At 71.0% G+C, this 12,047-nt stretch carries 6 protein-coding genes and 1 tRNA gene; 2 read left to right on the forward strand and 5 right to left on the reverse strand.

Annotated features, from left to right (window positions below):
• Positions 1–955: 955 nt before the first annotated feature.
• From D6718_10700 to recA, 4 genes are all read right to left on the reverse strand, one after another.
• Positions 956–1,031 (reverse strand) — tRNA-Phe (locus tag D6718_10700).
• 44 nt (positions 1,032–1,075) lie between these two features.
• Entirely contained in the window at positions 1,076–1,309 is a 234-nt protein-coding gene (locus D6718_10705) for a hypothetical protein (GenBank protein ID RMG44065.1), read from the reverse strand.
• Between the two features lie 146 nt (positions 1,310–1,455).
• Positions 1,456–3,417, reverse strand: a complete 1,962-nt coding sequence (locus tag D6718_10710; GenBank protein ID RMG44066.1) for a Na+/H+ antiporter NhaC family protein — start codon at positions 3,415–3,417, stop codon at positions 1,456–1,458.
• Between the two features lie 56 nt (positions 3,418–3,473).
• A complete protein-coding gene (recA, locus tag D6718_10715) occupies positions 3,474–4,559 on the reverse strand; it encodes a recombinase RecA (protein ID RMG44070.1) in 1,086 nt (361 codons plus the stop codon).
• 262 nt (positions 4,560–4,821) lie between these two features.
• Between recA and D6718_10720 the strand changes: the two genes are divergently transcribed.
• Positions 4,822–6,867 (forward strand): LysM peptidoglycan-binding domain-containing protein, encoded by a 2,046-nt coding sequence (locus D6718_10720; protein ID RMG44067.1) that lies wholly within the window; start codon positions 4,822–4,824, stop codon positions 6,865–6,867.
• Positions 6,868–7,638: 771 nt separating this feature from the next.
• On the forward strand, positions 7,639–11,709 hold the full coding sequence (locus D6718_10725) for a hypothetical protein (protein ID RMG44068.1): 4,071 nt from the start codon (positions 7,639–7,641) through the stop codon (positions 11,707–11,709).
• Between the two features lie 45 nt (positions 11,710–11,754).
• On the opposite strand, the gene D6718_10730 is transcribed toward D6718_10725, so the two are convergent.
• Positions 11,755–12,047, reverse strand: a 293-nt coding sequence (locus D6718_10730; GenBank protein ID RMG44069.1) for a hypothetical protein, incomplete at its 5' end; no start/stop codon positions are given.

A 12,047-nucleotide genomic window follows, 5' to 3' on the forward strand; every position in this document is an offset into this window, starting at 1 on the left:
GTCGCGCATTCGGAGGGAGGTGCACCCTCGATGGTGCGCTGCACCGGCGAACTCGGTGGCGGGCCGACAGTTCTGCCCGCGCCGGCGTGCACCGACCGGTCCGAGACAGTAACCCTCGATCAGTCAGCGAGTTGGAGGGGAAAGCGCAGCATCCGGGATGCACCTCGCGCGGGGTGCACCTCCGTCAGCGGGCGGGGGGCCCCGCCCCGGGGGTCCGCCCCCGGCCTCCGCAGGCACAGGCACCTCCGAGAACGGGGCGAGGCAGGGGAAACCGATGAGAGCCACCGCCGGCGCCGCGATTTGCGCCCGGCGCCGCCCGGCGCCGCGGCCGGTCCTTGCCGGGCTGCCATGCCCGAGTTCGGAGGTGGAAGTTCAACAGCGCCCGACCCCTCGCAAGCGCTTAAGAGCTCGACAGTTCACGGCGAGCTGGCGGCGGGCGATCCCGGCCAGGTCGCAAGATGCGACAGGTGCACCCTCGATGGTGCGAAGCGCCGCGCAACTCGATGGCAGAAGGGCGCTTCGGCCCCATTTCGCGGAAGGCGAGCCGTTCGAGACCGCAACGTCCGAACTTCCAACGACTTCGATGGGAAAGCGCACCATCGGGGATGCACCTTCGGGTTCCGGAGCGCCCTGCGGCCTGCCTGGGGGACCGGACCGTCAGGGATGCACCCGGCCTGGGCCGGGACGAGCCGCCTCGAGGGTGTGCACCGACCTGCGACCGCACGCGGGATCGACGGTGCGCCGTGGGCTCGCCGGGCGGGAAGGCCGGCCCTGGCCCGCGGCCTCCGAGCCCTCACCGTCGAGGATGCGCGATCGCACCCTCGAGGACGCCTGCATCGGGATGCCCCCGGCGGGGAAGAGGGCGTCTTCCGACGAACGCCGCGCGCGACGGCGGCACGCCGCGCGCTCGCGGCCTAGCTCGTCTGGCGGAAGGTGAGGTCGCAGAGAAAGCGCCTGGTGCCCAGGGGCGGAATCGAACCACCGACACCGTGATTTTCAGTCACGTGCTCTACCAACTGAGCTACCTGGGCACGGTCCGGACAGCGAGGAAGGTTAGTCGGGGCCCGCGGGGCCGTCAAGGTTCCGGTGCTCCATCCGGCCGGGTCGAAAGCCATTCGCCGGAGCGGTCGCTGCGGTCTCGCCCGCTGCTGACGGCGAGGGTCGCTCCGGTCCTGTCGAGCGGCGCGGCGCGGGCGTTCACGGCGGGTGCGGCGAAAAGCCCCGGGCCGCTCGAGGCCGCGGGCCGAAGGAGGCGCTGCGGGGAGGTCTGCGGTGCCTGCGGCCGCGGAACCCGCGACACGATCGTCACCCGCCCCGCGCACGATCGCGCCCGCGACCGCGCAGGCGCCGTTCGCCGCGCACCGGGCGAAGGACGCACCTTCCTCGAGAGGCTCTGGGCCGGATCGGCCCCGGCGCACGCGCGTCCGGCGCCCTGCGGCGTGACGGATCCAGCTCCTATGGCACGGATGCCTCCTCCGAGGGGCGTCCGACGAGGCGGAGCAGGCCGAACAGCGCCGCGATCCCCGCCAGCAGGCCCAGCCATGGGGGAATGCCGAAGCCGACGGCAAGGTCGCCGACGAGGATCGCGACCGCGGCGACGATGGCGGCGTAGGGCAACTGCGTCCTCACGTGGTCGATGTGATCGCAGCCGGAGGCGAGCGAGGACATCACCGTCGTGTCGGAGATCGGCGAGCAGTGGTCGCCGAAGACCGATCCGGTGAGCACCGACCCGGTGACCGCGACGAGCAGGCGGCTCGCCGAGGCGTCCGGCCAGGCGGACGCCGCCGCGAGACGGTCGGCGAGCGGCAGGGCGATCGGCACGAGCACGGCCATCGTCGACCACGACGTTCCCGTGGCGAACGAGATCGCTGCCGCGAGCAGGAAGGTCATCGCCGGCAGCAGGCGCACCGGGAAACCGTCCCCGATCCAGGCCAGCGCCGCCCCGGCGGTGTCGAGGTCCTTGCAGACCCCGCCGATCATCCAGGCGAGCGTCAGGATCATCACCGCGAGCATCATCGACCGGACGCCGTCGGTGAAGGCGTCGATCGCCGGGCCGAGCGCCAGCCGCCGCAGCGCGACCGACGCCGCGACGGCGACGAGGACGCCGCACGCCGCCCCGTACAGAAGGGCGTCGAACGACGACGCGGCGCCGATCACCGCCCCGAGACGCCGCACGGAGAGGAGCACCGAGAAGACGGGAGCCGTCCCGTTCGGGTCGCCGTCCGCGGCGAGCGACGCACGCCCGCTGAACCACAGCGTGAGCCCGGTGACCGCCACGACCGCGAGGATCGGCGCCACCGCCAGCCACAGCGCGGCGCGCGGCGTGGACGCGGGAGCGCCGTCGAGCAGGTCGGTCCGCGTCAGCGGCTGCGAGCCGGGGCGCAGCACGGCTCCGCCCGCGGCGCGCCGCTCGGCGCGCGCCATCGGGCCGAAGTCGCGTCCCGTGACCGCCACCAGCAGGCCGAAGGCGAGCATGAGCCAGGCGTAGAAGCGGTAGGGAAGCGAGGCGATGAACAGACCGTAGGCGTCGGTGCCGGCGAGGCGGGTTCCCGGCAGAGCGTCGGCGATCAGGCCGACCTCGTAGCCGATCCAGGTCGAGATCAGCGCGATCGAAGCGACCGGCGCCGCGGTCGCGTCCACGATGAACGCGAGCTTCTCCCGGCTGATCCGGAGCCGGTCGGTCAGCGGGCGCACCGTCGGCCCGACGATCAGGGTGTTGGCGTAGTCGTCGAAGAAGACCACCAGACCGGCGATCCATCCCGAGACCTGTCCCGTCCGGCGCGTCCGCGCCCAGCCCGAAACGGCCTCGACGAGCCCGCCCGCACCGCCCGATCGGGCGATCAGCCCCGCCATCCCGCCGAGCATCAGCGTGAAGAGGATGATCTTGAGATGATCGACGTCATTGAGCGCGCGGATCAGGTCGTGATCGAGCAGGCGCAGCGGGGCGCGTCCCGCCGAGCCCGTTCGCAGCCACGCGCCCGCCAGCACGCCGAGCAGGAGCGAGGGGAGCACCTGGCGGATGGCGAGGGCGAGGCCGATCGCCAGCAGCGGCGGCACGAACGCCCAGAACGACGAGATGACGCGCAGCGGTCTCCTGATCCGAGCGATCTCGGCACCGTCCGCGGACCGCGCCGTCACCTCGAGCCAGCGCGCCCCGCGGGGCGCGGCGATGTCGATGGCCACCTCGCCGGCGCCGGCGGGAAGTTCCGCCGACCTGCGCGCGCCGCTCCCGTCGATCCGCGCCTCGATCTTGAGCGCCTGTCCGGCCCCTTCCGCGCGGACGGTGACCGCGCGGGGGACGCCGGCGAGGAGAACCGCCGGGATCTCGACCGACAGGGGCGGCTCGTCCGCCCCGGAGTCGCCCGGAAAGGCCGACGTGGCGGGCGCGGCCACGGCCAGCGCGGCGGCGGCCAGCACGCGCGCGGCCGCTCGCCGGTGGGCGGCGGCGGAGCGGGCGCGGCGGGCGAGGGGCCTCAGGCCCGGACCCCGGGCCGGCGGCGCGGCGAGGCCGCCGGCTGCTTCGCCGCCGGCGCGGGTGGAGCGGGCGCCTCCTCCGCCTCGGCCGGGGTGTGGGCCAGGCCGAGGGCGACGCGGAGCTTCGATTCGATCTCGCGCGCCACGTCGGGGTTTTCCTTGAGGAACCGGCGGGCGTTCTCGCGACCCTGGCCGAGCCGGATGTCGCCGGCACTGAGCCAGGCCCCGGACTTCTGGACCAGCTTGTGGGCGATGCCGAGGTCGATCAGGTCGCCCTCGCGGCTGATCCCTTCGTCATAAAGGATGTCGAACTCGACCACCCGGAACGGCGGCGCGAGCTTGTTCTTGACGACCTTGACCTTGGTGCGGTTGCCGACGACCACGTCGCCGTCCTTGATCGCCCCGATGCGCCGGATGTCGATCCGCTGGCTGGCGTAGAACTTCAGCGCCCGGCCGCCGGTGGTCACCTCCGGGCTGCCGAACATCACCCCGACCTTCTCCCGGAGCTGGTTGATGAAGATCAGCGCGGTGCGCGACTTGGCGACGATTCCGGTCAGCTTCCGGAGGGCCTGCGACATCAGCCGCGCCTGGAGGCCGACGTGGCTGTCGCCCATCTCCCCCTCGAGCTCCGCGCGGGGCACCAGCGCGGCCACCGAGTCGACCACGAGGACGTCGAGGGCACCCGAGCGCACCAGGACCTCGGCGATCTCGAGCGCCTGCTCGCCGGAGTCGGGCTGGGAGACGAGGAGGTTGTCCACGTCCACGCCGAGCTTCTTGGCGTAGTCGGGGTCGAGCGCGTGCTCGGCGTCGATGAACGCCGCCATCCCGCCCCGCTTTTGCGCCTGGGCGATGACCGTCAGCGCGAGGGTCGTCTTTCCCGACGACTCCGGGCCGAAGATCTCGATGACCCGGCCCCGCGGCACGCCGCCCACGCCGAGCGCCCAGTCGAGCGACAGCGAGCCGGTCGGGATCGCCGGAACGTCCACCTTGCGATCCGAGCCGAGGCGCATGATCGCGCCCTTGCCGAACTGCTTTTCGATCTGGCCCACGGCCATGTCGAGCGCGCGGACCTTCTCGCGTGCGATGGGGTCGGGAGCGGTCTTGCCCGGGTCGGCAGGCGGTGTCATCGCGGGATCTCCTCCGATATGGCGGCGCCCGGGTCAGCCGCGCCGCGTGCGTCCCGCGTCGCGTCACCCCGGTCCGGCGCGACCAGATTATGAGGAAGCGGCGGCCGGGTCAACGATCCCCGCGCGCGTTCGCGGGGGTTCGTTGACGCTCCGGGAGCCGGACTCGTATATTCGGCCCCGTGAGCGCCTTGGCCCGCCGCCCAGGCGGAGGAGTGTCGGTTTGATCGCTCGCCGGAACGACGCGTCGGCGTCCCGACGGCGGCGGGCGTCCAGCGGCGCGGGTCCCCTCGGGATCCTCGCGGCGGGCGCTCTCCTCGCCGCCGCGTGCGCCACCCTGCCCGCCCCACCGCCGCGCGACCGGACCCCGGAAGCCGCACCGACCCGGGCGCCGGTGGCGCTCGAGCCGCCGGCCGTTTCCGCGGAGGAGAAGGAAGCCCGGCTCGCCGAGGCGGCGTCCCTGGTGATGCTCGCCCGCGAGCAGGCGCGGCTCGGTCTGCTCGACGAGGCCGACCAGACCTGGGACGACGCCATCGCGCTCCTGCTCCCGCTCGCCGAGACCGATCCGGTCGCCACGCGCCAGATCCGCGCCATCGAGGACGAGCGCGAGCGGGTCCTCGAGCAGGCCCGGGAGCTCGAGGAGGCGGAGGAGGAGCCCGACCCGGCGGCCGGGATCGCGGAGGAGATCCTCGAAGGACCGGAGCCGGCGGTGGATCCCGAGCAGGCCCGCGAGGTGGACGACGCCGCCCGGACCATCCAGCCCGACTACCCGGTCGTCGTCAACGACCGCGTTCTCGCCTGGCTGGAGGTCTACACCGGTCCGCACCGGCGGTTCATCGCCGAGAGCCTCGCCCGGTCGGGACGCTACATCGACCGGTTCCGGGAGATCTTCGCCGAGGAGGGGCTGCCGCGGGATCTCGTCTACATGGCGATCGTGGAGAGCGGGTTCAAGACGGGGGCCTACTCGCGCGCCCACGCGCGGGGCATCTTCCAGTTCATCTCGAGCACCGCGCGCCGCTACGGCCTGCGGGTCGACTGGTGGGTCGACGAGCGAGCCGATCCGGAGCGCTCCTGCCGCGCGGCCGCGGCCTACCTCCGCGATCTCTACGACGAGTTCGGAGACTGGTACCTGGCGCTGGCCGCCTACAACGGCGGGGAAGGGCGCGTGCGCCGTGCGGTCGAGCGCGCCGGGACGAAGGACTTCTGGACGCTCGTCCGCCGGCACTTCTTCCGCCGCGAAACGCGGAACTACGTCCCGGCGATCCTCGCCGCCACGCTGATCGCGAAGAACCCGGAGAAGTTCGGCTTCGGTGACGTGCAGTACGAACCGCCGCTCCGGACGGAGACGGTGACGGTTCCGACGCCGACCGATCTCGACGTCATCGCGCGGGTCATCGGGACCGACACCGCCACCCTGCGCCGGCTGAACCCCGCGCTCCGGCGCGGCCAGACCCCGCCGGGAGCCAGGGACTATCCGGTGCGGGTGCCGGCAGGGCTTGCGGAGGGCTTTGCCGAGAAGCTGGCACAGGTTCCCCCGGACCAGCGGATCGTGCGCCGGCTGCACCGCGTCCGCCGTGGCGACACGCTGTCGGCGATCGCGCGGCGCTACGGGACGACCGTGCGGGCGATCCAGCAGGCGAACGGGATGGGGCGGCGGACGCTCCTGCGCGTCGGCAAGATCCTGGAGATTCCCCGCGGGCCGGGCGCGCCCCCCGAGCCGGCGCGGGCTGGTGCGGACGGGATCTACCGGGTCCGGCGAGGCGATACGCTATCGTCGATCGCACGCCGTCACGGTGTCTCGGTCCGGCAGCTCCAGGCTTGGAACGGTCTCGGGCGCTCGACGCGGATCTACGCCGGGCAGCCGCTCAGGGTGCGGCCGGATGCGCCGCAGGTCGCCCGGAGAACCGAACACCGCAGCGGCTCGACGAGCACCGTCCGAGGCCGGGTCTATCGCGTGCGCCGGGGAGACACCCTGTGGGCGATCTCTCGCCGCTACGGGGTCTCGCTGACGGCTCTGATGCGCGCGAACGGGCTGGGCCGCCGGTCGATCCTGCGTCCCGGTCAGACGTTGCGGATCCCGGAGTCGCCGCGGGTCGCCTCGGCCACGAGCCCGCCGCAGGGCAAGGGCACGACCCACATCGTGCGGCGCGGCGACAGCCTGTTCCGGATCGCGCGCCGCTACGGCGTTTCGGTCGAGCGCCTCTGCGCCCTGAACGACATCACGCCGGACACCGTGATCCACCCCGGCGACCGCCTCCGGATCGAGTAGCCGGACGATCGCGAGTCGACGCGCCTGGACGCCTCACCCTCGTCGCCGCGGCCTTCCGGCCGCGTTTCTCCTGGCGGCATTTCCCGAGTCGCGCCCGGCGGCTGCACCCCGCGGTCGCGCCCCGGGGCACCTCCGTAGCCGCGGGCCCTGGGAGGCGGGACCGGGCGGCCGGCGGCGCCGTTCTCGGCGCGCGGGTTCATCCGCGTGCGACCGAAGACGCTTTCGGCAGACAGTCGGACAGGGCGTTCCCACCCGCCCGATCGCCCCGTTCCGCGGCCAGAGGGCGGTAACCCCTCGATAGCGCCAAAACCCCGCGCGACTCGATGAAGGGTCGGCACTTCGGCTCGGTCTCCGACATCGGTCGATTTGCGGCCGGAGGGTCCGATCTTCCAACGGTTTCGGCCGGAAAACGCACCGTCGGGAAGGCGCCTCACGGCAGGGGGGATGTGCCCCACGATGGTGCGACGCGCCTCGGGACTCGATGCGAGAGCGCCGCTTGGGCTCGGTCGCCGGCAGTGGTCCATCCGCGACCGGAACCTTCTCTTTTCTCAAGGACTTCGATCGAAAAACGCACCGTCGGGGACGCGCCCTTCGGCCGGGATCGCTTCCCGTAGCAATCCCGCCTCGAAAATCCTTGCCTTACAAACTCGGTCTTCGTAGTATCTCGCAAAAGCTGGTTAGCCATACCTGTCTGGTAAGTTATCCGGCCGTGTGAACCGCTGCGGGCGCGTGACCGGAAGGGGATGACCCGCAGCGAGGGGAGGTCGAGGAATGCACACGGCTGGTTTGTGGGGAAGGTTCTGTCGCGGAGCGGTGGCACTCTTCGTCGGCGCCGGCCTGGCCGCCGGCCCGGCGGGAGCGCGTCCCGTTCACCACGTCCGCACCGAGACCGACATCGACTGGGTCTCCGCCGGAGTTTCGGGGGCCGGCGGCGGCAGCGGGACGATCCAACTCACCGGCGTCTCGGGCGAGGTGAAGCTCGCCCTGCTGTACTGGCACGGCATCGATCTCACGGACGACGGGGGCAACGGCGCCTACGACAATCCCGTCGTCTCGGTCAACGGCGTCCCGGTCCGCGGCGTTCCGATCGGCGACGCCACGACCAATTGCTGGGGCAGCGGGTCCAGCCGCGCGTACCGCGCCGACGTGACGGCTCTCGTCACCGGAAACGGCGCGTACCGGATCACCGGCCTCTCCGAAGGCGAGGGGCACAGCGCCAACGGAGCCTCGCTCGTGGTCGTGTTCGACGACGGCGACGATACGAACAACAAGAACCTCGCTTTCTTCGAGGGAAACGACTCGAATTTCCCCCGCGGATTTCCCGGCGAGGACAACGGCTGGCACGCCGTGCTCGAACCGGTGGTGTGGAACGGCGGCCCGGTGCGCGTGCAGATGCACGTCGCCGACGGCCAGTTCTTCCCTGACAACTGGATGACCTTCGATTCCGGCGAGGGGCAGACGACGATTCCCGACAAGTACGGCCTCTACGACGGCTTTTCGGTGCCGAGTGCCGGGACTTCGCGTGCGTACAACGGTCAGCTCTGGGACATCCACGACTTCGACGTCTCCTCCGCGATGGGGTCCACGAAGGGCCGACGGCAGCTGCGGATCGACGGCCAGAATCCCAACTCAGACTGCCTGGGGCTGGTGCTGATGCTGGTCGAAACGGAGGCCAAGCCCAGGCTGTTCGCTGTCGAGTTCACGCAAGCCATCCAGTACCTTTCGCCGATCGAGGAACTCAAGGTGGACCTCCAGGAGGACCGTGAGCCGCCCGTTCCGCTGATCGGCGAACGCCTGATCGCGGTGCGCGTTTACTTCGAAGATGTCGAGTCGACGGCCACCTACAAGGTCAAGCTCGAGATTCCGGAAGCGAACTATGTCAACACCCACAGTGTCACCCTCGTCCCCGGCTGCGATCCCTTCAAGCAGCGGGAACGCAAGAACGGCTGCCGGGGGGAGAGGTTCACCCTCGTCGCCCCGGCCGGGGAGTGGAACGCCGCCATCACGCTCATGGACAGCTCGGGCAGGAAGATCGAAAAACACGAGTTCCCCCTCTTCGGCCGGAAGGCCGACAAGCTCGTCTTGCGATCGGTCGCCGTTTGCGATTCGAAGCGGCCGACCGGTGGGTGGAACTGCGCGTCCCGGCGCCGGCTCGCATCTCTCATCGGCTTTCTGCGCGGCATCGCGCCGGCTCACTCCGTCACGGTCAGCGACACGACCCACACCGTGCGCCACGACCTTGCGACCTACGACAGCAACGGCAACGGCACCATCGAAAGGGACGAGATGTCTCGCTGGTGGGATGACACCGTCAGCGAAATCGGCGACCTCTACGGAACGTGGGACCGTTTCCTCGGTGTACTCGGCGAGCAGCGGTACTACTTTGGCATGGTGCGTCCGAACATCCCCGGCGGCATCGGCGGCATGGCCGACGGCATCCCGAGCCGCGGGGCTGCAGGCCGCATCAGCGCCGTGCGTCTCGGCACCGAGACGAACGACGAAGTCGTCGCCCACGAAACCGGCCACATGCTCGGCCGCAAGCACACGAACACCGGGTCGCCGGCGGCGAGCGGCGGCCGGCCTCCGGGCTGCTACAGCACGGCGGTCGACTCCTCGACCGACTGGCCCTTCTCCACCAATCGGCTGCTCGAGGTCGGCTTCGACGTCTATCGCGGCGTTCCGGTGGATCCCAGCAACAACTACGAGACGATGGGTTACTGCACGCCGCGATGGATCAGCACGCACACGTACAGGAAGATGATGGAACCGCTCGACGCGCAGCCGCCCTCCAGCGCTCCGAAGCGGCGGGGGATGTTCTGGACGGTCGGTGGCCGGATTACGGACGCCGGCGTCGTTTTCACTCCGCTGTTCACGCGGGAGTTGACCGGGACGGACGGGTCGGGAAGTGGCACGCACCGGATCGAGGTGCGCGACCCCTCGGGGGCCGTGCTGTTCACGCGTCGCTTCGACCCGCGGACTCCCGTTGCGGAAGACGCGGACGGCCTCGAGATCGAGACGGATCCACGATTCTTCGAGCTGGTCCCCGTGCAAAGCGGCGCCGAGAAGCTCGTCGTCCTGAACGGCACCGGTGCCGAGATCGGCGCCCTGCCTCTCGGCGGCGCCGCGCCCCAGGTGGCGGTGGTCAGCCCAGCGGCGGGCGATGTGTGGTCGGGGCTCCGCGAGATCCTCTGGGAGATTGCCGACGAGGATAGCTCCGATCACTGGAGCCGAGTCGAGTACTCCGCGGACGGAGGCGCGAGCTGGTCCAGCCTGGGGACGCTGCACGGGGCCACCTCCCTCGCGGTCGACTTCGACGCTCTGCCAGGAGGTGAGTCGGCCGTGGTGCGCGTGCTCGCCACCGACGGCGTCAACACCGGCGAGGCTTCTTCGGAACCCTTCTCGGTCGACCGCAAGCTCCCGACGGTGCAGATCACCGAACCCGAGGATCCCGCGGTGTTCGCGGCGGGGGAAGCGATCTATCTGCGCGCGATCGCCCACGACGAGGATGACGGCTTCCTCGAGGGGGAGGCCGTGGTCTGGTCGTCCGACCTCGCCGGAGATCTAGGGAACGGCGCCGAGCTGACGCTGGGCTCGCTCGAGCCCGGGCGTCACACCGTGACGGTCACCGCGACCGACAATGACGGCAACGAGGTCAGCGACGAACGGGAGATCGTGGTCGCCGGGACACTGCCGGAGGTCAGTCTGGACCTGGTTCCCACGACGCCGGAGCCGTTCTCCTGCGTTCGCGTCGTGATCGACGCTTCCGCGGACGCCGAGGCCGGACTCGCCCGGGTCGACTACAGCATCGACGGCGGTAACAGCTACGCTGCCATTCCGATCGCCGAGCTGCCGAAGAGCTTCACGCTACCCGGAACGGGCCTGGTGCATGTCGTGGCCCGCGCCGTGGATCGAGCGGGGCAGCTCGCTGCCCAGGACGACAGGATCTTCATCGCTTCGGAATGCGACACCGACAACGCTCCGCCTGTCGCCAAGGCCGGGGAGGACCGGGAGCTCGAGTGCGAGGGCGGCGAGGGGAAAACGACCGCTGACGGCAGCGGCTCTTCGGACCCCGATGGCGATCAGCTCACCTGCGAGTGGACCTCCGACACCTGTTCTTTCGAAGACGCCGCGGCCTGCGTGACCGAGGTGACTTGCCCGCTCGGCGCGAACGAGATAACGCTCGTCGTTTCCGACGGCGAGTCGATGTCCGATCCGGACACCGCCGTCGTGACGGTGGTGGACGCCGAGCCTCCTGCGGGGTCGATCACCTTCCCGCAGTCCGGTGCCTGCCTGCATGGCCCCGTCACCGTCACGGACGACTTCACGGACGTCTGCGAGACCGATCTCTCCCGCACCTACGACCCGGCAGGAGGCCCGACCTACACCGCCGAGGGAGAGTGGTCGGTGACACTGACCGTCGCGGACTCGTCGGGCAACTCGAGTGCAGCCGTCACGCGGTTCCTGATCGACGACACTGCTCCGCTCGTCTCCCTCGTTCCACCCTTGGCCACGCAGGATCTCCCGCGTGTCGATCCGATCGGCGCCTACCTGGTGACGAGCGACGAAGACGCGGCGCCGGGAGGAGTGGTGACCGAGCGAATTCTCGTCGACGACTGCGTCGCCCTGGACGGCGCGACATACGGGAACGCCAACGGCCGGCTCGTTGACGACACCATCGAAATCGTCAGCGGCTTGCTCTGCCAGGCCTACCGCGCCTGCGGCCGCACGACGTTCACCGATCCGGTGGTCCGCGCGGAGGCCGTCGACTGCGCCGGCAATGTCGGCGTGGCGGCCGTCCCGGTCAGCGGGACGTTCGCCGTGGATCCATCGTCCTGCCGGTAAGCCCGGCGTCGGGCGCATCTCCGGGAGCGGCTGGCCGAGTTCCGGCTACGGCCGGCCGCTCCCCGTTTCTTCCTCCCCGTTGCCGAGAGGGCGGATGGCGAGGCTCTCGTCGGGACAGGTGGTCAGTTCGAGTGGCGGGCCGGCGCCGACCACCCGGCCGGTGACGGCGACGCGCTGGCCCGGCTCGACGCGGATCCCGGCGGTGGCTGCGGCGTCGTTGGGGCAGGACGGGCCTTCTCCCGGGTGGTAGGTGACGATCGCCTCCGTCCCGCCGGTCAGCGCCAGCTTCAGGAAGCAAGGGCCGTCGGTCACGCAGCCGCGCACGTTCTCGAGAACAC

It is taken from the genome of Acidobacteriota bacterium (assembly GCA_003696075.1).
Lineage (GTDB): Bacteria > Acidobacteriota > Polarisedimenticolia > J045 > J045 > J045.